We start from the raw sequence: 25,076 nt of genomic DNA on the forward strand, positions 1-25,076 counted from the left end.
GTAGTCCTGTGCGCGCCCCGTGCGCGAACCTGGTCGGACTACCATCACCCCATGACCCGAGTACTGCTCGCCGAGGATGACGCATCCATCTCGGAGCCGCTCGCCCGCGCCTTGCGCCGTGAGGGTTACGAGGTAGAGGTGCGGGAGGACGGACCGACCGCGCTCGACGCCGGCCTGCAAGGAGGCGTCGATCTGCTCGTCCTCGACCTGGGCCTGCCGGGCATGGACGGCCTGGAGGTCTGTCGCCGTCTGCGGACGGAGGGCCACGGCTTCCCCGTTCTGGTGCTGACCGCGCGCGCGGACGAGGTGGACACGGTGGTCGGCCTGGACGCCGGCGCCGACGACTACGTCACCAAGCCGTTCCGCCTCGCCGAGCTGCTGGCCCGGGTGCGGGCCCTGCTGCGGCGCGGCGCCGTCGAGACGCAGGCGCAGCAGCCGGCCACCCACGGGGTGCGCATCGACGTCGAGTCGCATCGCGCCTGGATGGGCGATGAGGAGCTACAGCTCACCGCCAAGGAATTCGATCTGCTGCGGGTCCTGGTCCGGGACGCGGGGCGGGTCGTCACCCGTGACCAGCTGATGCGCGAGGTGTGGGACACCACCTGGTGGTCGTCGACCAAGACGCTCGACATGCACATCTCCTGGCTCCGCAAGAAGCTCGGCGACGACGCGGCCAACCCCCGGTACATCGCCACCGTGCGCGGGGTCGGGTTCCGATTCGAGAAAAGCTGAGAATACGAGAATTCCCAGCGTGACACGGTAGGGCTATGCGCCGTCGCTTGATCAATTCCACGCTCGCCGTGGTGCTCGTCGTCATCGCCGTCTTCGGCCTCTCGCTGGTCATCGTGGAGACGCGGACCATCGAGGACAGCGCCCAGGAGAGCGTCTACTCCGACGCGGTGCGCCTGGTCAGCATCGTCGACAGCAGGCTGCTGGGCGGCGAGGGAGTGACGCCCACGGTGCTGCGCGAGCAGATCGAGCCCGGCCGCTACGCCGTGATCAAGATCCCGAACCACGATCTGGTCGAGATCGGCAAGCGCCCGACCGGCAGCGTGATCTCCTCGCAGGAGCGGGGCGAGCAGGGCGAGACGGTGCGGGTCGAGGCGTCGCGCTCGACGGTCAGCCGGGAGATCGGCCGCACCATGCTGATCATCCTGGCGGTGGCGCTGCTCGCCGTGCTCGCCGCCGTCTTCCTCGCCGTACGGCAGGCACACCGGCTCTCCGCCCCGCTCACCGACCTCGCCGAGACCGCCGAGCGCCTGGGCTCGGGGGACCCGCGCCCCCGCCACCGGCGCTACGGAGTGCCGGAGCTGGACCGGGTCGCCGATGTGCTCGACTCGAGCGCGGAACGCATCGCCCGCATGCTCACCGCCGAACGCCGGCTGGCGGCCGACGCCTCGCACCAGCTGCGTACGCCGCTGACCGCGCTGTCCATGCGGCTGGAGGAGATCACGCTCACCGACGACCCGGAGACGGTCAAGGAGGAGGCCACGATCGCGCTGACCCAGGTGGAGCGGCTCACCGATGTCGTCCAGCGCCTGCTGACCAACTCGCGGGACCCGCGGACCGGCTCCGCCGTGGTCTTCGACCTGGACGAGGTGGTCAAGCAGCAGATCGAGGAGTGGCGCCCGGCCTCGCGCAGCGAGGGCCGCGCCATCGTGCGGTCCGGGAAGAAGGGGCTGCGGGCGGTCGGCACCCCGGGAGCGGTGGCCCAGGTGCTCGCCACGCTGATCGAGAACTCGCTGATGCACGGTGACGGCACGGTCGCGCTGCGCACCCGTGTCACCGGCAACCAGGCGGTGGTCGAGGTGTCCGACGAGGGGCCCGGTGTGCCGCCCGACCTCGGCGCGCGGGTCTTCGAGCGCACGGTCAGCGGGCGCAACTCCACGGGTCTCGGGCTCGCCGTCGCCCGCGATCTCGCGGAGGCGGACGGCGGTCGTCTGGAGCTGCTGCAACAGCACCCGCCGGTCTTCGCGCTCTTCCTGAGCCGCGAGGGCGATCCCAGCCGCGAGGGCGAGCCCGAAGCCGGCTCCGGCACCGCCTGAAGCGTTCCGGAGCGTCCGGGGTGGCTACTTCCGGGCCGGCTGGTCGCTCGCCTCGGAGAGGAAGGATTCGGCGGTCTCCACCGCCTCCCGGGCGGGCAGCGCGCGGAACACCCAGGTGCGGTAGGACCAGAACCGGAAGAGCGTGGCGATGCCGATGCCGACGAACTTGAACACGTTGTTCTGCAGCTGGCTGTCCCAGCCGAAGCCGTACGTCGCCGCGTAGAGCACGCCGTTCTCGATGATCAGGCCGACCGCGCTGAACAGCAGGAAGAGGGTCAGCTCCTTGGTGCGCCCCTGGTTGTCGCGGTCCCGGTAGGTGAAGTACCGGTAGCCCAGGTAGTTGAAAAGGGTGGCGACCACGGTCGCCACGATGCTGGCCCGTACCGTGGGCAGTTCGGTGATGTGCTTGATCAGGTTGAAGACACCGAGGTTGACGAAGACACCGGCACCGCCGACGGCGCCGAACTTGAGGATCTCATGGGCGAGTTGATCCACTCGTGCGCGCAGCCTGCCGATCGTGCGCTGTTCACTCATGGCGACTACTCAGCCCCGTCCGTCGATGTCGATAACTCCGCCCATGCTAACCAGCGGCCGGAGCCCCTGCCTGTCGGTGTGCCGAAACCGGTCTTTTATCACTGATCTCTCACCGGCCCGCCACGGGTGCGCTCCCGCAGCTCCAGCACCGCGGCCACCGCCTCCAGCCACCGTGCCACGGTCTCGTCCCCCGCCACGCCCTTCACCATGGGCGCGGCCGTCTCCAGCCACTCGCGCGCCAGCGCGCCCGCCTCGGCCCCGGGCAGCGGTTCCGGCAGCTCCGAGGCCATCCGGGTGCCACCGCGCCGTACCACCTCCGCGAGGTACGCCACCGACCGCGGCTGCACCTCCAGCCGCTCGGCCCCGAGCGCCGCGGCGATCGCCCCGTCCCCGAAGAGAGCGGTGCGGTGCGCGCCGCCGAACATCAGCCCGTAGCGGATCATCAGGGGGACGTCGAGGGCGAGCAGCTCCGCGTCGGTCATGTTCTGGTGTGTCATGAGGGTCTCGCTCAATGTCGGCGGACTGGTTGGCGGACGGCTACCCGGCCGGCGACGGTGATGCTGGTCACTTCGGCAGACTGTATTCGTAGGCGTCGGGCAGGCGCTTGTCCGAAGCCTTGTCCATGTGGTTGTTGACGAAGTCGTCCTCGCTGACCCAGGTGGTGTACCCCCAGGGGTTGTAGACCTCCAGCTTGTCGCCCTCGTGGCCCACGATCATCATCGCGTGCCCCACCGGGACCCGCTCCCCGTCGACGGTGTCGAACCCCTGGACGCCGATCGGGACGGGCTTGCCCTCGTCCACCGCCTGCTCGATCAGCGGCAGGGCCTCGCGCCGGGAGTCCGGGGTGCGTACTTCGCGCTGCTCGTAGCTGGAGCCGGTGCGTGGCGCGATTTCGTCGTTGAGGACTTCGTTCTTGCCCGTCAGGTCCATGCCGCCGTCGGGGAGGGGGCCGCCGTCGCCCTCCTTGTGGACGCGTACCTGCTCGTCGAGCAGCCGCTTCTTGAACGCGGCGGGGCTGTCGTACGCCGGGTCCCCGGGGTGCCCGCCGGTGGTCAGCCGCAGCGTGTAGACGGGGTCGACCAGGGCGCGGGCGGCGACGGTGGACGAGGACACGCAGGTGCCGTTCTTGCCCTGCGTCCACTCCGCCCCCTTCGCGCCGGGGACGTCGAACTCGGACGCCGAGTCGACGCCGATCCTGGTGTCCCCGCTGGTGTGGAACGGCGCGAGGTGTTCGCGCAGCCAGGTCGCGTCCCGGCCGTGGATGTCCTCGCCGAAGGACCGCAGCGTCTTGATGTCGTATCCGGCGGCCAGGGCCTTCATCAGATACGCCCCCTCCTGCGGGGACTTGGCGCGGGAGATCAGCCGGTCGAACTCGGCCTGGTCCTGCGCGCTCATCTTGTCCCTGAACTGCGCGGAGCGCTTGAGTTCGTTGCTGCTGAGGATCTCGTTGAGGTTCGTGGGGCCGCCCGGATCCGCCGCGTCGGCGATGACCAGCCGGTCCGCGTCGGTGAGGCCGTTCGCGGTGACCTTCCGGGTCCGGGCCTGTGCGGCCAGCTTGTTGAGCTTTTCCGCCGCCTTCTTCCCGCCCTCCTTGGCCCGGTCGTCCGCCTCGATCATGTACGTGATGCCGTCGAGGACGGCCTTCTTGGCTTCCAGGAGCTGTTCGCGGTCGCTGAAGAAGGGGCTGCACAGCGACTGTGCGTAGTCCAGCGCGACGCGCGCGTATTCGTCCGTCGCCTGCGCCGCTCCGATATCTATGCCCAGCTGCCGCAGCACCGGCACGGCCTCCCGGAGCTTTTCGGCCGTCTCGTCGGTGGAGCGCGAGGCGGCGCCCACGACCTCGCTCGCTTTCTCCCCGGCCGTGCCCACCCACACCGCGGGCAGTCCGGCCTTCGCCACCTTTCCCAGGTCGCCCTGCGCGGACTCCAAGAGCTCTGCGGCCCGCGTGTAGCTCGCCGCGACACCGTCGATGTGGTCCGGGTCACCGAAGGGCGTCGGACTGTCCCGTGCCTTGCCGATCGCGTCGGACAGATCCGAGCAGAACTCGATCGCCGCGAAGCCCTTGTCCTCGAGCTTCAGGGCTTGCACGTGCTTGTGCAGCGCGTCCAGCTTCTGTCGCTTGGTCTGATCCTGCGACTTGTGCTGCGTTTTGTCGCCCTGCCCGGCCATGTGTGCCCTGCCCCTCAGCGGTTCTGCGAGTAGCGGTCGATGGCGCTGAAGTCGCTCTCCCTGGCATGGTCGGTTCCGCGATACGCCTTCGAACTGACCCCGATCTTCTTCTGGAGCTCGCGCACCGCGCCCTCAAGCGTCTTGCACTCGGCGATCCAGGCGTCGGAGAACTCGTTGAAGGCGGGCGCGGCCCCGTACTCGCCGAAGTGCATCAGGGAGGAGGGCAGTTCGAGGAAGCCGCCGAACCCGCCGAGCCCCCCGCCCTCATCGCTCTTCTCCAGCAGCCCTTTGGCCGCCTTGATGTCGTCGGCGGCGAGCCCCAGGCGCTCCCCCTGGCTGAGCGTGCCGCCATGCTGGATGCCGAGGTCCTTGTCCCGTCCCATAAAGGCCTCCCCCGAGGAAGTGGACGCGGCTGGTCCGCGTCAAATACGGCCGAATCCTAACCATCGTCGCTGAGACCGGGACCGGCAGGTCATGGACGCCGCTCCCGGGACGTCGGATCAGCGCACGGTCACCCGGTAGGTGACGGTGCGGGGAAGGTCGGGGGAGTAGCCGCCGGCGGACTTGTCCGTGCCGAAGGAGTTGGCGAGGACGATCCGGACCTGTCCGGCTTTCAGCGCCTCGAAGGTGAAGTACTTGGTGTGGCCCCCGCCGATGAGTTCCTTCTCACGGGCGGTCTGGTACGAGCTTTCGCCGACCTTGCGCAGCACCGCCGATGACGGGCCGGGCTTGGCCAGGCTCCAGTCGGCGCGCGCGGAGATGTTCTGCCGCATGGCGATCGAGAACCGCTCGCCGCGCTTGACGGTGATCGGGCCCTCGGTGCGGTCCAGGGCCTTGGAGTCGGCCCGGTCCTGGTGGACCGTGCCGAGACCGGTGGGGATCGGGTCGGGGGACGGCGAGGAGGAGGTCGAGGACGAGGGCGAGGACGACGAGGGGCCCGCGGACTTGGCGGGGGAGCCGTCGTCCGACTGGCAGCCCGTGGCGCCCAGCGCGAGGCAGGAGACGAGCAGGGCGGAGAGGCGGTGTGTGATGGTGCGCATGGTCACTTCGGCAGGTAGACGGAGTAGGCGGTCGGGTAGTAGCCGTTGGTCGTGTAGCCCATCCTGTCGTGGACGAAGTCGTCCTCGCTGATCCAGGTGGTCGTGCCGTTCGGGTTGTAGACCTGGAGTCGGTCGCCCTCGTGTCCGACGATCATCATCGCGTGGGCGCCGGTGGAGCCCTTGACGTCGACCGGGACGGGCACGCCGCTGTCGACGTGACGTTCGATCTCGGCCAGGGACGCGTTGCGCTCCGCGGCGTTGTCCAGCTTCCGTTCGGCGTAGTTGGCGCCGGTGTGGCCGCCCACCTCGACGTCGTTGACGTGCTGCTGGCCGTAGGGGTTCATGCCGCCGTCGGGAAGGGGATCGCCGCCGCCCTCCGCATGGACGCGGTTCTGCTCCTCCTTGAGGCGGTCGGCGAACGCTATGGGGTTGTCGTACGTGGGGTCGTCGGGGCGGCCGCCGGTCGTGAGGCGGAAGGCGTACAGGGGGTCGATCATCGCCCGGGCGTTGACGGTGGACGAGGCGACACATGTCCCGTCCGGCCCCTGGTCCCACTTGGCGCCCTGGTAGTTCACATAGTTGGTACCGGCGTCGGTGCTCTGGATGACGACCGGGGTGAGGCGGTCGCTCAGCCACTGCGGGGACCGGCCGTGGATCTGCTGGGCGAAGCGGTCGATGTCCCTCACGTCGTGCCCCGCGGCCAGGGCCTTCATCAGGTACGCCCGCTCCTGCGGGGACTTGGCGGAGGAGAGCAGCCGGTCGAACTCCGCCTTGTCGTGCGCGTTCATCTTGTCCATGAACTCGGAGGAGCGCTTGAGTTCATTGGCGGTGAGGATCTCGTTGAGGTCGGCCGGGCCGCCGGGGGCCGCGGCGTCGGCGAGAACGAGCTGGTCGGCGTCGGTGAGCCCGTCGGCGGTGACCTTCCGGGCCCGGGCCTCGGACGCCAGCTTGGTGAGCGCCTTCTGGGCCTCGATGCCGGCCGCCTTGGCCTGGCCGGCGGCCTCGCTCATGTAGGAGACGCCGTCGAGGATGGCGGTCTTGGCCTCGCGCAGCTCGTCGGGCGGCATGATGAGGTCGCCGTTGTTCAGGATCGACGCCGCAACTTCGAGCGCGGTGAGCCCGTAGTCGTGCCTCGCCTGGGCCTTGCCGATGCCCATGGAGAGGGCCTTCAGCACGGGTACGGCCTCCTGGAGCTTCTGGGCCATCTGATCGGCGGAGTACGAGGCGGCGTTGATGACCTCGCTCGCTTTCGCCCCGGCGGTGCCCACCCACACGGCGGGCAGCCCGTCCTTGGCGACCTTCCTCAGATCTCCCTGAGCCCTCTCCACGATCGCGGCCGCGTTCCGGTAGCCCGCCGCGACGCCGTCGATGTGGTCCGGGCTGCCGTGCGGGGCGGAGAACTCCCGCGCCTCGGTGATCGCGCCGGCCAGGTCGTTGCGGACCCTCATCTGGTCGTCGAAGGAATCGGGGTCCACCTGGATCGCCTGGACGCGCGCGTGCAGCTTCTTCAGCCCGTCCTGGTTGTCGGTGAACTTCTCTCTCAGCCTGCGCGTCGTCATTCGGCTTCCCCCTGTAGGACGCGCGCGGCAGGTTCACGCCAAACCGTGCTCGGCAGGTCCATGTCGAATGCACGGAGATCATAACGTTCTGGAGGAACATCCAATAGGTCTGCCGAGGTCAGGGCCCTTGCCACGCACCCGGGGGCCCGCCTGGCCGGGAAGCTACCCTGGGGGCGTGACATTCCCGGTAGTCGGCATGGTCGGCGGCGGCCAGCTCGCCCGTATGACCCACGAGGCGGGCATCCCCCTCGGCATCAGGTTCAAGCTGCTCAGTGACACCCGCCAGGACTCGGCGGCCCAGGTGGTCAGCGACGTTGTGGTGGGCGACTACCGCGACCTGGAGACCCTTCGTGCCTTCGCGCAAGGCTGTGACGTGGTCACCTTCGACCACGAGCATGTCCCGGCCGAGCATCTGCGCGCCCTGGAGGCGGACGGCGTCGCCATCCGCCCCGGAGTCGAGGCGCTGCTGCACGCCCAGGACAAGGGCGTGATGCGGGAGAGGCTGCGCGCGGCCGGGGTGCCCTGCCCCCGCCACCGCATCGTGGCCGACCCCGCCGACGTCGAGCGATTCGCAGCTGAGGGTGACGGTTTTCCGGTCGTCCTGAAGACGGTCCGCGGCGGCTATGACGGCAAGGGCGTGTGGGTCGTCCGCGACGCCGAGGAGGCAGCCGAGCCCTTCCGCGCCGGGGTGCCCGTGCTCGCCGAGGAGAAGGTCGACTTCGCCCGCGAGCTCGCCGCCAATGTCGTACGGTCCCCGCACGGCCAGGCCGTCGCCTACCCCGTCGTCGAGTCGATCCAGGTGGACGGGGTCTGCGACACCGTCATCGCCCCGGCCCCCGGGCTCTCCGGGGAGCTGTCCGGCCAGGCTCAGGAGATGGCGCTGAAGATCGCGGCCGAGCTCGGGGTCGTCGGCCATCTCGCGGTCGAGCTCTTCGAGACCCGGGACGGGCGGCTGCTGGTCAACGAACTGGCGATGCGCCCGCACAACTCCGGCCACTGGACCCAGGACGGCGCCGTCACCTCCCAGTTCGCCAACCATGTGCGCGCCGTGCTCGACCTGCCGCTCGGCGACCCGCGCCCGCGCGCCACATGGACCGTGATGACCAATGTGCTCGGCGGCGACTTCCCCGACATGTACACCGCGTATCTGCACTGCATGGCCCGCGACCCGGCCCTGAAGATCCATATGTACGGCAAGGATGTGAAGCCCGGCCGCAAGGTCGGCCACGTCAACACCTACGGCGACGACCTGGCCGACGTGCGCGAGCGCGGCCGCCACGCCGCCGACTACCTCCGAGGGACCATCACCGAATGAGCAGCCCCAGCGCCCCCGTCGTCGGCATCGTCATGGGTTCCGACTCCGACTGGCCCGTGATGGAGGAGGCGGCGAAGGCCCTCGACGAGTTCGAGATCCCGTACGAGGTGGATGTCGTCTCCGCCCACCGCATGCCGCGCGAGATGGTCGCGTACGGAGAGAACGCGGCGCCCCGCGGTCTCAAGGCGATCATCGCGGGCGCCGGCGGCGCCGCCCACCTCCCGGGCATGCTGGCCTCCGTCACCCCGCTGCCGGTGATCGGCGTGCCGGTCCCGCTGAAGTACCTGGACGGGATGGACTCGCTGCTGTCGATCGTCCAGATGCCCGCGGGCGTGCCCGTGGCCACCGTCTCCGTCGGCGGCGCCCGCAACGCCGGGCTGCTGGCCGCCCGCATGCTGGCCGCCCACGACACCGAACTGCTCGCCCGGATGCGTGACTTCCAGGAGGAGCTGAACGAGCAGGCGACGCAGAAGGGCAAGCGGCTGCGGGCCAAGGTGGACAGCGCGGGCTCGTTCGGCTTCGGGAAGTTCGGGAAGTAACGGGAGGGGCACCCGGGGCGACCGGAGACGCGCGAGGCGCACGGGGCGCGTCTGCCCGTGGCCCCCGTGACTTGGACCGGGCCTCGTAAGAGGATGGGGGAATGACCGACCGACTCGTGCAAGCCCGTGCACTGCTGGCCGCCCACCCCGTCGTCGACGGCCACAACGACCTCCCGTGGGCCCTGCGCGAGCAGGTCCGCTACGACCTCGACCGGCGCGATATCGCCCTCGACCAGCGTGCCCATCTGCACACCGACATCCCGCGGCTGCGGGAGGGCGGCGTGGGGGCGCAGTTCTGGTCCGTCTACGTCCCCTCGCGCCTCAGCGGCGACGCGGCGGTCAGCGCCACCCTCGAACAGATCGACGCGGTGCGGCAGCTGGCCGACCGCTACGGCTCCGACCTGCGGCTCGCCCACACCGCGGACGACATGGAGGCGGCGCGGGCCGAGGGCCGGATCGCCTCCCTCATGGGCGCGGAGGGCGGCCACAGCATCAACAGCTCGCTCGCCACCCTGCGCGCGCTGTACGAGCTCGGCGTGCGCTACATGACGCTCACGCACAACGACAACATCCCATGGGCGGACTCGGCGACCGACGAGCCGCGCGCCCATGGCCTCACCCGCTTCGGTGAGGAGGTCGTCCGGGAGATGAACCGGCTCGGCATGCTCGTCGACCTCTCGCATGTCTCGGCGGACACCATGCGGGACGCGCTGCGGGTGACCGACGCCCCCGTCGTCTTCTCGCACTCCTCGTCGCGCGCCGTGTGCGACCACCCGCGCAACATCCCCGACGACGTGCTCGCCCAGCTGCCCGCCAACGGCGGTGTGGCGATGGTCACGTTCGTCCCGAAGTTCGTGCTGCCGGAGGCCGTGGCGTGGACGCGGGCGGCGGAGGAGAACCTGCGCGCCCACGGCCTGGACCCGCTGACCACCACGCCCGAGGCGATCAAGGTCCACCAGGCGTACGAGGAGGCCAACCCCCGACCGGTGGCCACGGCCGCCACCGTCGCCGACCACCTCGAGCACATGCGGGAGGTGGCGGGCATCGACCACCTCGGCATCGGCGGCGACTTCGACGGCACGCCCTTCGTCCCCGCCGACCTCGCCGATGTCGCGGGCTATCCGAACCTGATCGCCGAGCTGCTGGAGCGCCGCTGGTCCGAGGCCGACCTGGCCAAGCTGACCTGGCAGAACGCGGTGCGGCTGGTGCGCGACGCGGAGGCGGTGGCGCGGGATCTCAGCGCCCACCGGGGGCCTTCCCTCGCGACGATCGACGAGCTGGACGCGGCGGACGCCTGACGCCGGGGGCGGCTATGCGGTGGGGCGGCTACGCGGTGGGGCGGCCCAGCGCCCGGTAGGTCCAGCCGGCCTCGCGCCACCGCTCCGGGTCGAGCGCGTTGCGCCCGTCCAGGATCCGGCGCTCCGCGACGGCCCCGCCCAGCGCCGCCGGGTCCAGCTCGCGGAACTCGGCCCACTCGGTCAGGTGCAGCACCGCGTGCGCGCCCTGCGCGGCCTTCAGCGCGCTGGGCGCGTAGGCGAGGGTCGGGAAGAGGGCGCGCGCGTTGTCCATGCCCTTGGGGTCGAAGACGGTGACCTGGGCGCCCTGGAGGTGTATCTGGCCCGCGACGTTGAGCGCGGGGGAGTCCCGTACGTCGTCCGAGTCCGGCTTGAAGGTGGCCCCCAGCACCGCGACGCGCTTGCCGAGGAAGCTGCCGCCGACGGCCTCGCGGGCCAGCTCGACCATGTGGCCGCGGCGCCGCATGTTGATCGAGTCGACCTCGCGCAGGAAGGTCAGCGCCTGGTCGGCGCCGAGCTCGCCGGCGCGCGCCATGAAGGCCCGGATGTCCTTGGGCAGACAGCCGCCGCCGAAGCCGATCCCGGCCCGCAGGAACTTCTTGCCGATCCGCTCGTCATGTCCGATGGCCTCGGCCAGCTTGACCACATCGCCGTCCGACGCCTCGCAGACCTCGGCCATGGCGTTGATGAACGAGATCTTGGTCGCGAGGAAGGAGTTCGCCGCGGTCTTCACCAGCTCGGCGGTCGGGTAGTCGGTGACGACGAACGGCGAGCCCTCGGTGAGCGGCGTCGCGTACACCTCGCGCAGCTGCTTCTCGGCCCGCTCGCTCGTCACGCCGACCACGATGCGGTCCGGGTGCAGGGTGTCCTGCACGGCGAAGCCCTCGCGCAGGAACTCCGGGTTCCAGGCCAGCTCGGCGTCCGCCCCCACCGGGGCCAGCTCCGCCAGCCGGGCCGCGAGCCGGACCGCGCTGCCGACCGGGACGGTGGACTTGCCGACGACCAGAGCGGGGCGGCGCAGATGCGGGGCGAGCGCGTCGACGGCGGCGTCCACGTAACTCATGTCACACGCGTACTCGCCGTGCTTCTGCGGAGTGTTCACGCAGATGAAGTGGATATCGCCGAACTCGCCGACCTCCTCGTAGGAGGTGGTGAAGCGCAGCCGCCCGGTGGTTCCCTCGAACCCCGCGACATGCCGCCGCAGCAGCTCCTCCAGACCCGGCTCGTACATCGGCACCTTGCCCGCCGCGAGCATCTCGATCTTCTCGGGGACGATGTCCAGGCCAAGCACCTCGTAGCCGAGCTCGGCCATGGCCGCGGCGTGCGTGGCGCCCAGGTAGCCGGTGCCGATCACGGTGATCTTGAGGGCCATGCGTGCTCCTGTAGGCGTGCGGGCGGGATGCGCTGCATGAGCATAGTCGCGCGCCGGCGCGAGCTCCGATCCGCTGCCCCTCTCCTTGTCCCTCTCCAGGCCGCTCCCTGCCGTCCGCTGTCGGCAAAGTCACCTGTACCTGCTTCGGACGGCGCTCTAGAATTCAGTTACTTAACGGTAGTTAGCACTCAGGGGAGTGAGAAGATCTTGGCGAGTTCCATGGACTTCGACCTGTACCGGCCGCTGGAGGAGCACGAGATGCTCCGCGAGTCGGTGCGCGCGCTCGCCGAGGCGAAGATCGCCCCCCATGCGGCAGAGGTCGACGAGGAGGGCCGGTTCCCTCAGGAGGCGCTGGACGCCCTGGTCGCCAATGACCTGCACGCGGTGCACGTACCCGAGTCGTACGGCGGCGCGGGCGCGGACGCCCTCGCGACCGTGATCGTCATCGAGGAGGTCGCCCGCGTCTGCGCGTCCTCCTCCCTGATCCCGGCCGTCAACAAGCTGGGCTCCCTCCCGGTGATCCTCTCCGGCTCCGAGGAGCTGAAGAAGAAGTACCTGGCGCCGCTGGCCAAGGGCGACGCGATGTTCTCGTACTGCCTGAGCGAGCCGGACGCGGGCTCGGACGCGGTCGGCATGAAGACCAAGGCCGTCCGCGACGGCGACCACTACGTCCTCAACGGCGTCAAGCGCTGGATCACCAACGCCGGGGTCTCCGAGTACTACACCGTCATGGCCGTGACCGACCCCGAGAAGCGCTCGAAGGGCATATCCGCCTTCGTCGTCGAGAAGTCCGATCCGGGCGTCTCCTTCGGCGCCCCCGAGAAGAAGCTCGGCATCAAGGGCTCCCCGACCCGCGAGGTCTACCTCGACAACGTCCGCATCCCCGCCGACCGCATGATCGGTGAGGAGGGCACGGGCTTCGCCACCGCCATGAAGACCCTCGACCACACCCGCATCACCATCGCCGCCCAGGCCATCGGCATCGCCCAGGGCGCCCTCGACTACGCCAAGGGCTATGTCCAGGAGCGCAAGCAGTTCGGCAAGCCCATCGCCGACTTCCAGGGCATCCAGTTCATGCTCGCCGACATGGCCATGAAGCTCGAGGCCGCCCGCCAGCTGACGTACGCCGCCGCCGCCAAGTCCGAGCGCGTCGACTCCGACCTCACCTTTTTCGGCGCCGCCGCCAAGTGCTACGCCTCCGACGCCGCCATGGAGATCACCACCGACGCCGTCCAGCTCCTCGGCGGCTACGGCTACACCCGCGACTACCCGGTCGAGCGCATGATGCGGGACGCCAAGATCACGCAGATTTACGAGGGCACCAACCAGGTCCAGCGCATCGTGATGGCGCGCAACCTGCCGTAGCAGCCGAGAGAGTGCCCCTGCCATCTCCGGCAGGGGCGCTCGTATTTGCACAGGTCTGTGCTGGAAGATCACTGTTTTACGCCGCGTACGATCAGGGTTCCGATGTGTCCCTCTGTCGGAGCGGCCAGGACGGTCGCATCGATGTCCCGGAAACCACTCTTGGCGGGATGGCCGGGGGCTGGGAGAAGGCCAGGGTGCCGCGCGGGGTGAGCCGCTGCGCGATCAGCGGAAGAAGCTTCACCGGGTCGGTGAACCAGACGGCCCCGAAAATCGAATAGATCGCGTCGTACGTGTTCGTGCTCGCCGCCAAGTGATCAAGCACTTCCGCGCAGATGAACTCCGCGCCCGTCGATCCCCAGCGTTCGGTCAGGTGCTTGACCGCGACCGGTGACAGATCCAGGCCAGTGACCTTGACTCCCTGGTTGAGCAGGAACGCCAGGGCACGCCCGGTGCCGCAGCCGATTTCCAGTGCCGTTCTCGGTGATCCCAGCAGTTCCGGACCGGGCCCGTGTCCGGCGTACTGGGTCCAGCAGAACACCGGGTCGGCCGTCAGTGCCTTGTCCTTGGTGCTCTCCGCGAATGCATCCCAGAGTTCGCGTTCGGAGTCGATGTCGTGCTGTGCGGGTAACTGTCGTCCTCGGTCTTCACGGATGGTTTGTGTCCCCGCCCGAGGGGAAGGCGAGGACACCCGGACAGCCTTTAGGCTTGTTTGTTGCTTCGCTACCCGAGCGGACACGTCAGTTCGGGCATTGCCCGATTAGGGGAGCAGCACACCAAGGCCAGGGACAGGAACGAGGGCCGCTCCAAGTAGAAGCCCTGCGACACATCCCCACCCCAACCCAGCCGCTCAGCGGCGGAGTTAAGCAGTATCGCCAGGCGCGTGCTGCCGCGGTCTGCCTCGGAGGCGAACCGGGGCGCGTACTCGGCAAGCCGTTCCCCGAGCCATTCCGCTGCTTCCTTCGGCTCCTGCCACGTTCCCCGGACCAGCTTCCCCGGTTTGATCAGCCAGTACGCCGTTTCCAGCGGCGGCAAGTCCACGACGGGAAACTCCGCCTTCACTTCCCGATAGCGCTGGATCAGCTCTGGCCTGCCGTCGGACGGGGGCGCATCAGGATGCGGAGGCCGCCGCAGCGCCTCCTCATCAAACCGCTGTTTCGGACCGGTCCACAGATACCCATGGTGGTGCAATCGTCGTCCCCTTTGGGGGAATTAGTGAGGAGTGGAGCCCGGCCGAGCCCCGCCTGTTGGAGGGGGACGGAGACCGGCCGGGGACACGGGGAAGGTCAGGCGGAGACGCCGAAGCGCGCCGGGTCGATACCGGCCGCGTCCAGCTCGGCCGTGGTGAACCGCAGCGCGGGCATGTCGGGACGCTTACTGTCACCCAGCGCCCACGCGTCATCGCCGGTCTTCGCCAGGGTCACGCACCCTTCGGTGCACGGGCCGCCGCACGCCTTCACGAACTCCGCGCCGCCAATGTCGAGCGCGTACAGCTTCTGTCCGTCGATCATGGGTGTGCCTTCCTGATCGTCTGACAGTCCCAGGGCGGGACTGTCCTCCCGCCCCTTGCCGGGCGGAAGTCACGGGAGGGTCTGAGATGCCGTCTCAGGCGGAGTGGCGAATCTTGGAAACGACGGTCACGCCCGGCCCTTCGGCAACGGCGTGACGGTGAAACAGTTCCTGCATGATCGAGCGAGCGCTACCGATAGCGTCGGCCAGCCGTTCACTCAACAACTCCGCTTCGAAGGGCAGCAGAACCATTTCCGTGTCGACCATGTGCTTCCCATTACGAGTGATCCACATGGGGCCCGCACGTTTCCGGCATCATCCCGAATACGCCTTTCGGCTTGAGATCGGGTCAAGACGCCAATCTTGCGGGGCCTTCTCTTCGCTCGCCATGAATCCATCATCGGGCGCCAACAGAAGTAAAAGAAGGGCTAGTTACGTTGACGCCTAAAAGCCTCTGACGTCTCATTCAGAAACACCGTAGCGGCCTCGCCTATGAGGGCGTGAGACCAGAAGAGGTCGAACAGATTCAGGTGTTGAGTGATATCCCTGGGGTCGCGCAGGACGACTTCCCCAGAGAACAGTTCGACCGTCACGAGGCGGTCGTCGTAGATAACGAAGATATTCATAGGGGTGCCTGGAACCTGCACTCCCTGCGGAACTATCGCTATCTCGACGTTGGGCTTTCCATTGACCTCCGCCATGTGCGCACACTGCGCCGCCATGGCTCCGGGGCTTGCTCGCTGCCACTTCACAGCCTGCTCGGTCATCAGGAACCAGAACGACCGTGACGCGTCGTCCAAGATGGCCTGGCGGTCTATGCGGGCCTGCACAGCCCTGGAAACGTCCCTTGCCGGGTCACTGGCCACGGTGGGTGACAGCGTCTCAATGGCGTACTCACGGACATGCAGGAGACCCGTAGGGATGGCGGGCAGGAAGTGCCGCATCACCCGCGAAGAGGACTCAAGCGCCTTCAACTCGGCTTGCTTGTGATGGAGGCCAACACGCGCATGTGCCCGCCAAGATGCGTAATCAACATTGGCTCTGCGCGCCAGCCGTAGAAGCTCGTCGGCAACCTCATCGGGCACGGCAAGAGCCTTAAGAATTCGCTCAACGTCAATAACCGTGGGCAGTGCACGACCAGTCTCGATACGGCTGATCTTCGTTTGGCTCATGTTGCAGCGAATCGCTAGTCGTTCACCGCTGAGACCGGAAGCCCGGCGGAGATCCCGCAGGACCTCCGCTAGATCCTTCCGTTCCCGTGCTTGTGTTTCAGGCTCGATAGGCACTGAACGGTACGGCGCTTTCCAGGGCGAGATCCCGCCATGCGAGATACTTGCCCATGTCTGGGTCTTGGATCAGTTCGCGGTTGATCTGTGTTCCATCGGAACGGTAGTTGAGGTGCACGACTATCGATTCGTCGAACATCCAGAAGTCTTGTTCCGGAAGTCCGGGATTCGGTCGGTCGGTCAAATCGACTATTTGGTAGTCTTCCCCGGCTGTCACATTTCCGGGGATGCACCACTCGAACAGATACCGGCTGTACGACGTGAGCGGTCGGCGCACGATCTTGGCGCGGGTCATCGTCCGCCCGGCCGCCGCGTGGTCTCGGATCGTCTGGTGCCACGACGCGTTGAAGCCGTCCGGCTTCTGGGCTCCGGCGAGGAAGTCGCGGACCGTCTCAGCCTCGGCGGGCATGGTGTACATCTGGTGCACTTCGAGCCGGAAGGCGGAACGCTTGAAGTCGCGGAAGTACGCCTGCCACTCGTCGCCGTCCAGCCGTACAGGGCTAGAGCCATCCACGGGCACGGGCCGCCTCCTTCAGAACGTCTTCCGGGATCAACACGACCGATTCGCCATCGGGCGTCGGGTGGGTCACGTCGTATCCCTGGATCGCCAACATGCCGGGTTCCGGTGTGGCGTACACGGTCGGGCAGTCGCCGTTCCCGCACTTGTCGTCGTCGCCGCTCCTGCACGGTCCGCCGGCTATCATCCGCAGTTCGTCCACTGAGACACCTCCGGTCTGTGTGGTCGATAAGCTACGGACGGTAATAACCTCCCGGCAAGGGTGGCCCGCAGTCCAGTCACGTTGTCGCATGGAACCGTGGGTGCGAGTTACGGCAGAAGGTGACTTGGCCAGCCACTACGCAGGTGGGGCGCACGATCGGTGCATGACCAGGGGCGTCAGGTCGGCCCCCAGAAATGATCACGGGGAGATGCTGGGAAAGCACCCCTTGATGGGCATGTTCATGCAGGTCAGGGCACTGCACGCCGTAAAGCATCTATGAAGGCACGAACCAGGTCCAGCGGAATTGTCATGGCGCGCAACCTGCCGTAGGGGCTCGCGGCACCGCCCCGGCGCGACGCCAGGGGCTGTGGCCACACCCACCCTCAACCTCCTTGGCCGAAGGACCTTTGACCGGTGAGCGGGGACACGCCTCCGGCGCGGCCGGAGGAACAGCAGGGCAGCGGCGAGCGCCCCACTCCGAGGGAGTTGGAGCAGCGCGCGGAGGAGCTGAAGAAGAAGATCGACAAACACCTTGGGCGGGGAGCGCGGCATGACCGGCGGGACCAGGGCATGTGCGGGGTGCCAGAAGTACACGGCGCTGCGGGAGAAGGCGAAGCAGGACGGGAACTACTCGGCAGCGGCCGATTACGAACTTCTGCGTCGTTGCCACTCGTCCCACGATGTGCCGGACGGGACGGCCCGATGGGGGGTGCCCGCGTGAAGGAGCCGGTGCTCTACAAGGGCCCTCAACCGGGCCAGGAGGCCTACGGCGCTGTAACGGGGCGCGTGGGCGTTCTCCAAGCCATCCATGAGGTCAGTGAACTGGCCTTTGATCACCGGATGCAGGGCCCGCGTGTCGCGTTCCTCCGGCCGGAGAGGGGCGGGCAGGAGTGGATGACCGACGCCGGGAACGTCAGGTTTCCCGAGCGCGCGAGAAGTCACCCCTTTCCCGATGACGAGTGCCCGGGAGGGCTCGGTCGGTGGAACCTGTCGCTGTTCCTGGTCGTCGAAGCGCCACATTGATGCGGAAACTACGCGGTGGGGGCAGCCATGGGCAGAGTGCGCGCGGGGGCGCTGGTGTTGATGCTGGCGCTGGGCGGGGTGGCGTGTGGCGGGGACGGCGGCTCGTCGGGGGAGCCGCCCGCCGAGGAGCGGCTGAAGGCGCGGAAGATGGCGGGGGAGCACTGGGAGGAGGGGCCGAAGCGTCCGAAGGCGCAGGTGGCATATCCGTACGACATGTCCAGCCACTGCGGCATCGGATGGGCGACCTTCGGCGGCAAGACCTGGAAGATCTCCGGGGTCGGCCCCCGCATCAGCACGCGGGTCGAGGGCGATGCCCCGGAGGGGGGTAATGCCACGGCGGGCTATATGACGCTGCTGTCGAAGGACGAGGCGGTGTTCGAGGCGGCGGCCTTCCCACCGGTGTACTTCACGGTGACGAAGGAGACCCCGCCCACGTGTGAGTGAGCCCTTGGCGAAGACCTCAGGGGCTCAAGGCCTCAGGGGCGGTCGAGGCGGAGGCGCTCAGCTCGCGGCAGACCCGCGACCACCAGGTCGTAGGAGTCCTCGATGAGCTCCCGGACCAGCCGGTCCGGGAGCTCGGCGTCGACCGTCACCGTGTTCCAGTGGCGCTTGTTCATATGCCAGCCCGGAACGATCAGCCCCGGGTGCTCGGCGCGGAGACTGATCGCGTGCTCCGGGTCGCACTTCAGGTTCACCGTGAGGGGGCGCGCGTCCAGGGTCGTCAGGGCGAACATCTTGCCGCGCACCTTGTAGACCGAGACCTCAGGGACTCGGGGGAAGGGGAACTCCTCCACAGCGGCGTTGAAGGAGAGGAAGAAGGAGCGAAGCTGCTCGGGGGTCACTCCGGTATCTCCTCATGCTCGACTGGCGCGTTTCTCATCGGGAATGACTCCCGCCTTCAGGCGGGGGATCCGGTTACATCGGTCGACACCGTCGCCCTCTCCTTGGGGAGACCAAGTGGTGAATCCGCACTTCGATGTTGTCACGAGGCACCGACAGCCGGGCGGCGTGCGCTCAGCGGTAGCCGGTCAGGCCGTCCGCCAGCTCTTCCTCGTCGCCGTCGCGGACGGCGTAGAGGGCCTGCTGCAGGGCGAAGGTGCCGCGGATCGCGGAGATACGGCCGGCCAGGCCGCTGTCCGGCCGGCCGGACAGGGCGAGCACCCGGCTCAGCATGTCCTCGCCGTGGCCGGCGCCGATGGCCGCGAGGTCCTCGGCGGGGTCGCCGAGTGCGGCCTCGTCCCAGTCGACCACGCCGCTGAGCCTCGGCCGCCCGCCGGTCATCTCCCACAGGACGTTCTCGGCGCCGAGGTCGCCATGGACCACGGCGGCGGTGAGGTGGGGGAGTCCGTCGAGCGCCGCGAGTTCCCGCTCGGCGCGGCGGCGGCCGCCGTACGACATGAGCGGGAACAACTCGGCGCGGACGCCTGCCGCGAACTCCTGCCATCGGTCCCGCGGCGCGTGCGGCAGCGCCGCCCGTACCCGCTCGTCGGCCCCGGCCGCGGCCAGCGCCGTCAGCAGGGCGGCGTACTGCGCCGCCACCGACTCGGCCGCGCCGGGGTGCCGGAGGTCATCGCTCTCCAGCGGCGCCCCGGGGATCCGGCCGAGCACCAGGTACGGCGGCTCAGCCGTATCCGGGGCGTCGCCTTCGGCCAGCGGCTCGGGGGTGCGGAAGCCGAGGTCGAGCCGGGCGAGCGCGCCCAGTACGGCCGCCCGCTGGGGCAGCCGGGCGGCTGCCGCGGCGGTACGGGGCAGGCACACGACACGGTCCGAGCCGAGCACCACATGGTGGAACTGCCGTTGCTTTGTTCATCAAGTGATCTCAGCAATCCCGGCGTTTCCGCTGGAATGGTCCGTAACGGTCTCACCAGAGCGCGAGTTGCGCACCGGTGTCCTGTTGACGGTCTCCCGTTTCCTTCCCAGCCTGGGGCTGGGGATTGCGCCACCTGCCCGCCCCGTCCCTGCCTTGCGGCGCGGGCGGGTGGTGCGGGTCTTCCGGTCGGCTCCATGGGGCTTCGACTCCGCCTTGGTGGGGTCCAGGTCTCCGGCCACTCCGGTACCTGTCGTGCGGGCCGCGAGGGCGACCAGGTTGTGTCCGGCGTTGGCGTCCCGGTCGAGGACGAGGCCGCAGTTGTCGCACTCGAAGACGCGCATGCTCAGGGGCAGCTTGGCTTTCACCGCACCGCACCGCAGCGGGAGCAGGTCTTCGAGGAGGGGAACCAGCGGTCGGCGACGACGAGTCTCGTGCCGCGCCGACGGGTCTTGTAGGTGAGCTGGCGTCGGATCTCGCCGAACGCGGCATCCGCGACGCGGCGGGACAGGCGCCGGTTGCGGCCCATGCCGGCGACGTTGAGGTCTTCGACGACGATCGTGCCGTACTCGGAAGCAAGGCGGGTCGTCATCTTGTGGAGGGTGTCCTCGCGAAGGTTGGCGACCCGGTGATGGATCTTGTTCCGCGCCTGGTTGGCCTTCTCCCAGCGCTTCGACGGCTGCTGCCCGGTGCACCGGTCGGGGCCCTGCCGGCGGGAGACGACCCGGCTGGCGCGGCGCAGCTGCTTCTGCGCGCGGTCGAGGTGGCGTGGGTTGGGTTCCTCGCCAAGGACACCGTCGCTGTCCGCGAGGACGGCCAGCGTCTTGATACCGAGGTCGATACCGACCGCCGCGCCTGGTCGGGTGACTTTCACCAGCTGGTGCTTCTCCTCGACCTGGAGCGAGACGAACCAGCGGCCCCGGTCCAGACGTACGGTCGCGGACAGGATGCGCATATGCCCGGCGTCGGCAAGGGCCCTCAGGTGGGAGGCGTCCTCGTGGAGGCGGACCGTGCCGATCCTGGGCAGGGTGATGTGCCGCCCGTCAGGCTCGATGCGGATCGTGCCGGTGGTGAACCGGCAGGCAAGGCGCGCTTTCCGCTTCGGCTTGAAGCGGGGGATGCCCATCTTTGGGCCCTTGCGCTTACCGCTCTTGGACTTCGTGTAGTTGTCGAACGCCGCCGACGCGTTGGCCAGGCCGGTGTTGTACGCCTCCTTGGAGTTCTCCCCCCACCAGTGGGCGAAGCGCGGGTTGGTGCGCTTGTCCTCGTTGAACGCCTTCCGCAGCGAGGGCAGCGACCATGACCGCCACTCGGTCAGCTCGTCCTCGGGTATGCCGTACGACTGCTCGGCCCTGCGCTGCCACCACACGGCGGTGATGTACGCGACCGCCCAGTTGTACGCGGCCCGCGCGGCACCTCCGTGCGAATGCAGGTTGCGGGTCGTCGTGGCGTTGGGGTCCAGCGCGAGCTTGTGCGCGAAGACGGTGAAGCCCGGCTGCGGCTTGAACTTCTTCATCCGGCCACCTGCGGGCCGGTGGCGACGGCGACAGCCCGGGCGGCGCGGTTCTTCGCGGAGCGGCGGCCGTACAGGCGGGCGCACATCGAGGTCAGGACCTCGATGATGTCCCGTACGAGGTCGTCGGCGGTCTCTGCCGGGTCCAGGACAACCAGGCGCCGTCCCGTGGCCGAGAGAGCCGCTTCCAGGTGCTCGACGCCGAACCGGGCGAGGCGATCTGGGTGCTCGACCACGATCGTCCCCACATCCGGGTCGGCGAGCAGGCGGTGCAGTTTGCGGCGGCGCCCGTTCACACCGGAGCCGACCTCCGTCACCACGTCAGCGACGGTGAGCCCCCGGTCCGTTGCGCCCTGCACGGTCCGGGCGACCTGGCGCTCCAGGTCTGTTTTCTGGTCACCGGACGAGACACGGCAGTACGCCACGACCCGCCCGGTGGCCTGCGGGGCGGGCTCGGTCACGAGCCATGTACCGGACGGCGTCTGGACGACCGGGACCGGCATACGGCCCTCTTTCGCCCAGGTCCACGCGGTCTGGTAGTGCACGCCGTTGCGTGCCGCCCACTCGGAAAGCTTCACAACATCACGATATTCACTGAGAATCCTGGATATCCACTGAAAAAAATGGGAACTGTTGTTCACCCCTCGCGGACGGCGAGACCATCCGGCGGATCGTCGGGCAGCAGCCGGTTGAGCAGCGCTCGGTGTGTCTGAAGGACTCCCATGACGCGGGGACCCTATCGGGCCCGCGGCCGGGTCCGGCGGAGCTGCTAGCATCCCGCCTAATTTCCGCACGGGGTGAGGAGTCGGGATGGGGGACGGCCAGGTCGTTTATGAAATCACGGGCGTCACCAAGAGATTCGCCGGTGCCGATCGGGCGGCGAACGACGATATTTCGTTCACCATTGAGCAGGGTGAGTTCTTCGGCATGCTCGGCAGCAACGGCGCCGGGAAAACCACCCTGATCAAACAGATGGTGGGACTGCTGAAGAGCGGCTCGGGCACCATCCGGCTCTACGGCAAGGACGTGCTCGCCGACCCCGTCTTCACCAGCATGCGGGTCTCCTACATGCCGCAGACCGCGTTCGCCCTCAACAGCCTGACGGCCTCCGAGGCCATCTACGTCACGGCGCATCTGAGGGGGCTCGGGCGGCGGGAGGCCAGGCGCCGTCGGGACGAGCTCATCGAGCGGCTGGACATCGGGCGGATGCGGGACAAGGCCGCCCGGCGGATGTCCGGCGGGGAGCGCCGGCTGCTTCAGCTGGCGGTGGCGCTGGTGGCCGATCTGCCGGTGCTGATTCTGGACGAGCCGACGAACGAGCTGGACCCGGCGCGCCGGCGCATGGTCTGGGACCTGCTGCGCGAACTCAACCATGAGCAAGGGCAGACCATCGTCCTGATCACACACAACGCGCTCGAGGCCGAGCAGGTGATCGAGCGGGTGGGCATCCTCCGCGAGGGCAGCCTGGTGGCCGTGGGACGGCCGGCGGAGCTGAAGAGCGGGCTGGCCAAGACGCTGAGCGTGCATCTGACCCTGCGCGAGGGGCCGGCCGCCGAGCTGCCCGACTACCTCCTGGTGCAGAGCCGGCACCGGGGCAAGGTGGTCGCGCAGGTCTCCCGTACGGACGTCGCCCGGCTGACCGCCGACCTCGATCTCGACGAAGTCCTGGAATTCCGCCTTCAGTCCAAGACACTAGAAGAAGTGTATTTTGAATACGGAAATTGATCGTGCGCCGCTTCCGTTTCATCGCGCGGTGTGGACCCTGTTTCTGGTGCAGCTCTCCAACTGGCGGTGGTCCTGGCAGGGGATGGTGATCACCGGCATGGTGGCGCCCATCCTCACCCTGGCCGCGATGGGGGTTTTCGCCAAGGAATCGGGCGGGCAGTCGGTGCAGCAGGTATTCGTCGGCAGCCTGACCCTGGCGCTGCTCTTTGAGACGCAGAACAAGGTCGCCTCGAACTTCGCCTTCATGAAGTTCAACGACGCCTTCGATTTCTACGCCGCGCTGCCGGTGCGCCCGCAGGCGCTCATCGTCGGCACGGCGGCCGCGTTCACCCTGCTGGCGCTGCCCGCGCTGGTGTGCACCACGCTGTTCGGTGTGCTGATCCTCGGGCTGAAGGTCAGCCTGTCGCCGCTGGCCGTTCCGGTGCTGCTGGCGGTGGTCCTGCCGTTCGTCGCCTTCGGCGCATGGGTCGGGAGCCGGGCGAACAGCCCGGAGGAGGCCGGTTCGCTGAGCCTGCTGTCCGTCCTGGCCATGGTCTCGCTCGGGCCCGTGGCGGTCCCGGCCCATCTGCTGCCGGACTTCATGGTCTGGATCGGCTGGGCGAACCCCGCCTTCTACGCCTCTTCGCTGCTCCGGCAGGTGTTCTTCGGCCCGGTCGACGGCACGACCGTTGCCTACTTCGGTGTGCTGCTCGGCTATCTGCTGCTCATGTGGGTGCTGAGCAGCAGGCGGATAGCCGGCTTCGGCGGGTCGGTGGAGTCGTAGCCCAAGCACAGTCGTAGCCCGCGCACAGTCGTGGCCCACGCACACCAGAACGTGAAACGGCTGCCGCACCCGGTTCGGTGCGGCAGCCGTTTCACGTTCACGGAGACCCCGGCTCGCGGCGGCCTACTTGCTGGAGACGGTCACCTTCTCGTCGTTCTGCAGCTCCTTCACCAACTGCTTGACCTTCGGCATGTCCCACTGGACCGCGCTGCCCTTGGAGGTGGCCAGGCCCGGGTTGGAGACGGGCATGTTCATCTGCTTGCCGTCACCGCCGGAGACGCTCTTCATTGCGAAGAACATGTCCTTCACGTCCCACAGGCTCATGTCCTTGTCCACGATCAGCGAGTCCAGGCCCGAGCCCATGGTCGGGTAGAGCTTGAAGGGGTTGAGGACGGTGCTGGGCGTGGCGGCCTTGTTGGCCAGCGCGGACAGGAACTTCTGCTGGTTCCTGGTGCGGTCCAGGTCGCCGCCGGCCAGGCCGTAGCGCTGCCGTACGAAGGCGAGGGCCTCCTCGCCGTTCAGCGTCTGCTTGCCCTTCTTCAGGTTGGTGCCGGCGTGCTTCTCCTTCATGTCCTGCGGGACGTCGATCTCGACGCCGCCGACCGAGTCGACGATCTTGGCGAAGCCGTCGAAGCCGATCTCCGCGTAGTGGTCGATGTGCAGGCCGGTGTTGTACTCGACCGTGCGGACCAGGAGCTCGGGGCCGGCCATCGAGAAGGAGGCGTTCAGCTTGTTCTGCGAGTTCTGGTACCGCTTGCCGGTGTCCGGGCCGGTGAAGGCCGGGATGGTGACCCAGGAGTCACGGGGCAGGCTGACCATGGTGTTTCCGTTGTCACCGACGTGCAGGAGGATGATCGAGTCGGTGCGGCGGCCGTCGGCGGAGCCGGTGTGCAGTTTCTTCTTCTCCTCGTCGGACAGGCCCTCGCGGCTGTCCGATCCGACGATCAGATAGTTGGTGCCCTTGCCGCCGTCCGGCCGGTCCTCGACCTTGCTGAGGTCCACCTCGCGCCGGAGCTTGGAGTCGGCCCAGAAGTACGTGCCGACGCCGACCGCGAGCAGCAGCACGATGAAGGTGATCAGGCCGATCGTTATCCGGCGCTTCCAGTTCTTGGGCCGGGCCGCGCGCGGGGCGCCGCCGTGGCCGCCGGGTCCGCCGGACCCGCCCGGGTCGCCGGGGCCACCGGGGCCGCCCGCGCCGTGGCCGTAGACCTGGCCGGTGTTGTAGCCGTCGTCGCCGTGGCCGCCGTACTCGTCGAAGTCCTGAGACGCCTGCTGCCGCTGCTGGTGCGGGACCGGGCCGCGCGGCGACAGCTCAGGGGGGAGCGGCGGCTCGGCCTGCCGCGGCGGGCCGCCGACGCCCTGGCCCGCGCGCCGCACCTGCGGCATGGCGCGGGCGCCTTCCGGTTCGGCGCTGCCGCTGCCGCGTCCGTGCCGGTCCCTGCGGTCGCTCGTCCACCCGTCGGGCCAATCATTCATGCGGTGAAGTCTGCCTTCCCGGGGT

Annotated in this window: 29 protein-coding genes and 2 pseudogenes; 11 read left to right on the top strand and 20 right to left on the bottom strand. The window is 68.6% G+C overall.

The genetic code is table 11. From position 1 onward, the window contains the following. Nucleotides 1-51: 51 nt before the first annotated feature. Both ACWY4P_RS31905 and ACWY4P_RS31910 read left to right on the top strand, forming a co-directional pair. On the top strand, nt 52-732 hold the full coding sequence (locus ACWY4P_RS31905; protein ID WP_014177112.1) for a response regulator transcription factor: 681 nt from the start codon (nt 52-54) through the stop codon (nt 730-732). 35 nt (nt 733-767) lie between these two features. Then, nucleotides 768-2,045 carry an ATP-binding protein gene (locus ACWY4P_RS31910; protein ID WP_456203933.1) on the top strand — a complete coding sequence of 426 codons (1,278 nt, stop codon included), beginning with the start codon at nt 768-770 and terminating at the stop codon, nt 2,043-2,045. 24 nt (nt 2,046-2,069) lie between these two features. Here ACWY4P_RS31910 and ACWY4P_RS31915 read toward each other — a convergent pair whose 3' ends face one another. The 6 genes from ACWY4P_RS31915 to ACWY4P_RS31940 form a co-directional block, all read right to left on the bottom strand. Next, nucleotides 2,070-2,579, bottom strand: a complete 510-nt coding sequence (locus ACWY4P_RS31915; RefSeq protein ID WP_456203934.1) for a GtrA family protein — start codon at nt 2,577-2,579, stop codon at nt 2,070-2,072. 98 nt (nt 2,580-2,677) lie between these two features. Next, on the bottom strand, nt 2,678-3,076 hold the full coding sequence (locus tag ACWY4P_RS31920) for a hypothetical protein (RefSeq protein ID WP_456203935.1): 399 nt from the start codon (nt 3,074-3,076) through the stop codon (nt 2,678-2,680). 67 nt (nt 3,077-3,143) lie between these two features. Next, nucleotides 3,144-4,748, bottom strand: a complete 1,605-nt coding sequence (locus ACWY4P_RS31925) for a peptidoglycan-binding protein (RefSeq protein ID WP_456203936.1) — start codon at nt 4,746-4,748, stop codon at nt 3,144-3,146. 14 nt (nt 4,749-4,762) lie between these two features. Beyond that, nucleotides 4,763-5,131 (bottom strand): hypothetical protein, encoded by a 369-nt coding sequence (locus ACWY4P_RS31930; RefSeq protein ID WP_456203937.1) that lies wholly within the window; start codon nt 5,129-5,131, stop codon nt 4,763-4,765. Nucleotides 5,132-5,248: 117 nt separating this feature from the next. Then, a complete protein-coding gene (locus ACWY4P_RS31935; protein ID WP_456203938.1) occupies nt 5,249-5,788 on the bottom strand; it encodes a protease inhibitor I42 family protein in 540 nt (179 codons plus the stop codon). 2 nt (nt 5,789-5,790) lie between these two features. Next, complete coding sequence (locus ACWY4P_RS31940; protein ID WP_456203939.1) at nt 5,791-7,347, bottom strand: peptidoglycan-binding protein; 1,557 nt, start codon at nt 7,345-7,347, stop codon at nt 5,791-5,793. A 196-nt stretch (nt 7,348-7,543) separates the two neighbouring features. Here ACWY4P_RS31940 and ACWY4P_RS31945 point away from each other — a divergent pair, with 196 nt between their 5' ends. The 3 genes from ACWY4P_RS31945 to ACWY4P_RS31955 all read left to right on the top strand — a co-directional run bounded on the left by ACWY4P_RS31945 (nt 7,544) and on the right by ACWY4P_RS31955 (nt 10,499). Beyond that, nucleotides 7,544-8,662, top strand: a complete 1,119-nt coding sequence (locus ACWY4P_RS31945) for a 5-(carboxyamino)imidazole ribonucleotide synthase (protein ID WP_456213133.1) — start codon at nt 7,544-7,546, stop codon at nt 8,660-8,662. Beyond that, the gene (gene purE / locus ACWY4P_RS31950) at nt 8,659-9,201 is read left to right on the top strand and encodes a 5-(carboxyamino)imidazole ribonucleotide mutase (RefSeq protein ID WP_456203940.1); all 543 of its coding nucleotides are present in this window, start codon (nt 8,659-8,661) and stop codon (nt 9,199-9,201) included. Before ACWY4P_RS31945 ends, purE begins: the two co-directional genes overlap by 4 nt. 101 nt (nt 9,202-9,302) lie before the next feature. Beyond that, nucleotides 9,303-10,499, top strand: coding sequence for a dipeptidase (locus ACWY4P_RS31955; protein WP_456203941.1), 1,197 nt, complete (start codon nt 9,303-9,305; stop codon nt 10,497-10,499). A 28-nt stretch (nt 10,500-10,527) separates the two neighbouring features. Here the strand turns inward: ACWY4P_RS31955 and ACWY4P_RS31960 are convergent, their stop codons facing one another. Next, nucleotides 10,528-11,868 (bottom strand): UDP-glucose dehydrogenase family protein, encoded by a 1,341-nt coding sequence (locus ACWY4P_RS31960; protein ID WP_456203942.1) that lies wholly within the window; start codon nt 11,866-11,868, stop codon nt 10,528-10,530. 207 nt (nt 11,869-12,075) lie between these two features. Between ACWY4P_RS31960 and ACWY4P_RS31965 the strand changes: the two genes are divergently transcribed. Next, the gene (locus ACWY4P_RS31965; RefSeq protein WP_456203943.1) at nt 12,076-13,233 is read left to right on the top strand and encodes an acyl-CoA dehydrogenase; all 1,158 of its coding nucleotides are present in this window, start codon (nt 12,076-12,078) and stop codon (nt 13,231-13,233) included. A gap of 68 nt (nt 13,234-13,301) precedes the next feature. Here the strand turns inward: ACWY4P_RS31965 and ACWY4P_RS31970 are convergent. The 7 genes and pseudogenes from ACWY4P_RS31970 to ACWY4P_RS32000 all read right to left on the bottom strand — a co-directional run bounded on the left by ACWY4P_RS31970 (nt 13,302) and on the right by ACWY4P_RS32000 (nt 16,744). Beyond that, a pseudogene (locus tag ACWY4P_RS31970) lies at nt 13,302-13,885 on the bottom strand (class I SAM-dependent methyltransferase). Nucleotides 13,886-13,953: 68 nt separating this feature from the next. Beyond that, the gene (locus ACWY4P_RS31975; RefSeq protein WP_456203944.1) at nt 13,954-14,421 is read right to left on the bottom strand and encodes a hypothetical protein; all 468 of its coding nucleotides are present in this window, start codon (nt 14,419-14,421) and stop codon (nt 13,954-13,956) included. Between the two features lie 95 nt (nt 14,422-14,516). Next, nucleotides 14,517-14,741, bottom strand: coding sequence for a DUF397 domain-containing protein (locus ACWY4P_RS31980; protein WP_456203945.1), 225 nt, complete (start codon nt 14,739-14,741; stop codon nt 14,517-14,519). A 94-nt stretch (nt 14,742-14,835) separates the two neighbouring features. Beyond that, entirely contained in the window at nt 14,836-15,006 is a 171-nt protein-coding gene (locus tag ACWY4P_RS31985) for a hypothetical protein (protein WP_456203946.1), read from the bottom strand. Between the two features lie 161 nt (nt 15,007-15,167). Beyond that, complete coding sequence (locus tag ACWY4P_RS31990; protein ID WP_456203947.1) at nt 15,168-16,025, bottom strand: helix-turn-helix domain-containing protein; 858 nt, start codon at nt 16,023-16,025, stop codon at nt 15,168-15,170. Further along, a complete protein-coding gene (locus ACWY4P_RS31995) occupies nt 16,009-16,545 on the bottom strand; it encodes a DUF6879 family protein (protein ID WP_456203948.1) in 537 nt (178 codons plus the stop codon). Before ACWY4P_RS31995 ends, ACWY4P_RS31990 begins: the two co-directional genes overlap by 17 nt. Next, a complete protein-coding gene (locus ACWY4P_RS32000; protein ID WP_456203949.1) occupies nt 16,526-16,744 on the bottom strand; it encodes a hypothetical protein in 219 nt (72 codons plus the stop codon). Before ACWY4P_RS32000 ends, ACWY4P_RS31995 begins: the two co-directional genes overlap by 20 nt. A gap of 550 nt (nt 16,745-17,294) precedes the next feature. Between ACWY4P_RS32000 and ACWY4P_RS32005 the strand changes: the two genes are divergently transcribed. From ACWY4P_RS32005 to ACWY4P_RS32015, 3 genes are read left to right on the top strand one after another with little or no spacing between them, the layout of a single operon-like run. Then, nucleotides 17,295-17,465: a hypothetical protein gene (locus ACWY4P_RS32005; protein ID WP_456203950.1), complete on the top strand. Its 171-nt coding sequence runs from the start codon at nt 17,295-17,297 to the stop codon at nt 17,463-17,465. After that, nucleotides 17,462-17,767, top strand: a complete 306-nt coding sequence (locus ACWY4P_RS32010) for a hypothetical protein (RefSeq protein ID WP_456203951.1) — start codon at nt 17,462-17,464, stop codon at nt 17,765-17,767. The genes ACWY4P_RS32005 and ACWY4P_RS32010 overlap by 4 nt, the downstream gene beginning before the upstream one ends. A 27-nt stretch (nt 17,768-17,794) precedes the next feature. After that, nucleotides 17,795-18,211 (top strand): hypothetical protein, encoded by a 417-nt coding sequence (locus ACWY4P_RS32015; RefSeq protein ID WP_456203952.1) that lies wholly within the window; start codon nt 17,795-17,797, stop codon nt 18,209-18,211. Nucleotides 18,212-18,243: 32 nt separating this feature from the next. Here ACWY4P_RS32015 and ACWY4P_RS32020 read toward each other — a convergent pair whose 3' ends face one another. The 5 genes and pseudogenes from ACWY4P_RS32020 to ACWY4P_RS32040 form a co-directional block, all read right to left on the bottom strand. Next, nucleotides 18,244-18,609: an MmcQ/YjbR family DNA-binding protein gene (locus ACWY4P_RS32020; protein ID WP_456203953.1), complete on the bottom strand. Its 366-nt coding sequence runs from the start codon at nt 18,607-18,609 to the stop codon at nt 18,244-18,246. Nucleotides 18,610-18,781: 172 nt separating this feature from the next. Then, nucleotides 18,782-19,561: pseudogene (gene vph / locus ACWY4P_RS32025) on the bottom strand (viomycin phosphotransferase); the annotation flags it as partial. Nucleotides 19,562-19,576: 15 nt separating this feature from the next. Further along, complete coding sequence (locus tag ACWY4P_RS32030; RefSeq protein ID WP_456203954.1) at nt 19,577-19,942, bottom strand: hypothetical protein; 366 nt, start codon at nt 19,940-19,942, stop codon at nt 19,577-19,579. Continuing rightward, nucleotides 19,939-21,090 carry an IS607 family element RNA-guided endonuclease TnpB gene (gene tnpB / locus ACWY4P_RS32035; protein WP_456203956.1) on the bottom strand — a complete coding sequence of 384 codons (1,152 nt, stop codon included), beginning with the start codon at nt 21,088-21,090 and terminating at the stop codon, nt 19,939-19,941. The genes ACWY4P_RS32030 and tnpB overlap by 4 nt, the downstream gene beginning before the upstream one ends. After that, the gene (locus tag ACWY4P_RS32040) at nt 21,087-21,665 is read right to left on the bottom strand and encodes an IS607 family transposase (protein WP_456203957.1); all 579 of its coding nucleotides are present in this window, start codon (nt 21,663-21,665) and stop codon (nt 21,087-21,089) included. Before ACWY4P_RS32040 ends, tnpB begins: the two co-directional genes overlap by 4 nt. 232 nt (nt 21,666-21,897) lie before the next feature. Between ACWY4P_RS32040 and ACWY4P_RS32045 the strand changes: the two genes are divergently transcribed. Both ACWY4P_RS32045 and ACWY4P_RS32050 read left to right on the top strand, forming a co-directional pair. Continuing rightward, on the top strand, nt 21,898-22,812 hold the full coding sequence (locus ACWY4P_RS32045) for an ABC transporter ATP-binding protein (RefSeq protein ID WP_456203958.1): 915 nt from the start codon (nt 21,898-21,900) through the stop codon (nt 22,810-22,812). A gap of 28 nt (nt 22,813-22,840) precedes the next feature. After that, nucleotides 22,841-23,575: an ABC transporter permease gene (locus ACWY4P_RS32050; protein WP_456203959.1), complete on the top strand. Its 735-nt coding sequence runs from the start codon at nt 22,841-22,843 to the stop codon at nt 23,573-23,575. A 123-nt stretch (nt 23,576-23,698) separates the two neighbouring features. Here ACWY4P_RS32050 and ACWY4P_RS32055 read toward each other — a convergent pair whose 3' ends face one another. Then, a complete protein-coding gene (locus tag ACWY4P_RS32055; RefSeq protein ID WP_456203961.1) occupies nt 23,699-25,051 on the bottom strand; it encodes an LCP family protein in 1,353 nt (450 codons plus the stop codon). Between the last annotated feature and the right edge of the window lie 25 nt (nt 25,052-25,076).

Source organism: Streptomyces sp. LZ34, assembly GCF_053890475.1.

Coding starts and splice junctions, on each gene's coding strand:
- ACWY4P_RS31905 (WP_014177112.1), top strand. CDS start 52: ATGACCCGAGTACTGCTCGCCGAGGATGACGCATCCATCTCGGAGCCG.
- ACWY4P_RS31910 (WP_456203933.1), top strand. CDS start 768: ATGCGCCGTCGCTTGATCAATTCCACGCTCGCCGTGGTGCTCGTCGTC.
- ACWY4P_RS31915 (WP_456203934.1), bottom strand. CDS start 2,579: ATGAGTGAACAGCGCACGATCGGCAGGCTGCGCGCACGAGTGGATCAA.
- ACWY4P_RS31920 (WP_456203935.1), bottom strand. CDS start 3,076: ATGACACACCAGAACATGACCGACGCGGAGCTGCTCGCCCTCGACGTC.
- ACWY4P_RS31925 (WP_456203936.1), bottom strand. CDS start 4,748: ATGGCCGGGCAGGGCGACAAAACGCAGCACAAGTCGCAGGATCAGACC.
- ACWY4P_RS31930 (WP_456203937.1), bottom strand. CDS start 5,131: ATGGGACGGGACAAGGACCTCGGCATCCAGCATGGCGGCACGCTCAGC.
- ACWY4P_RS31935 (WP_456203938.1), bottom strand. CDS start 5,788: ATGCGCACCATCACACACCGCCTCTCCGCCCTGCTCGTCTCCTGCCTC.
- ACWY4P_RS31940 (WP_456203939.1), bottom strand. CDS start 7,347: ATGACGACGCGCAGGCTGAGAGAGAAGTTCACCGACAACCAGGACGGG.
- ACWY4P_RS31945 (WP_456213133.1), top strand. CDS start 7,544: ATGGTCGGCGGCGGCCAGCTCGCCCGTATGACCCACGAGGCGGGCATC.
- purE (WP_456203940.1), top strand. CDS start 8,659: ATGAGCAGCCCCAGCGCCCCCGTCGTCGGCATCGTCATGGGTTCCGAC.
- ACWY4P_RS31955 (WP_456203941.1), top strand. CDS start 9,303: ATGACCGACCGACTCGTGCAAGCCCGTGCACTGCTGGCCGCCCACCCC.
- ACWY4P_RS31960 (WP_456203942.1), bottom strand. CDS start 11,868: ATGGCCCTCAAGATCACCGTGATCGGCACCGGCTACCTGGGCGCCACG.
- ACWY4P_RS31980 (WP_456203945.1), bottom strand. CDS start 14,741: ATGATCGACGGACAGAAGCTGTACGCGCTCGACATTGGCGGCGCGGAG.
- ACWY4P_RS31985 (WP_456203946.1), bottom strand. CDS start 15,006: ATGGTCGACACGGAAATGGTTCTGCTGCCCTTCGAAGCGGAGTTGTTG.
- ACWY4P_RS32005 (WP_456203950.1), top strand. CDS start 17,295: ATGACCGGCGGGACCAGGGCATGTGCGGGGTGCCAGAAGTACACGGCG.
- ACWY4P_RS32015 (WP_456203952.1), top strand. CDS start 17,795: ATGGGCAGAGTGCGCGCGGGGGCGCTGGTGTTGATGCTGGCGCTGGGC.
- tnpB (WP_456203956.1), bottom strand. CDS start 21,090: ATGAAGAAGTTCAAGCCGCAGCCGGGCTTCACCGTCTTCGCGCACAAG.
- ACWY4P_RS32045 (WP_456203958.1), top strand. CDS start 21,898: ATGGGGGACGGCCAGGTCGTTTATGAAATCACGGGCGTCACCAAGAGA.
- ACWY4P_RS32055 (WP_456203961.1), bottom strand. CDS start 25,051: ATGAATGATTGGCCCGACGGGTGGACGAGCGACCGCAGGGACCGGCAC.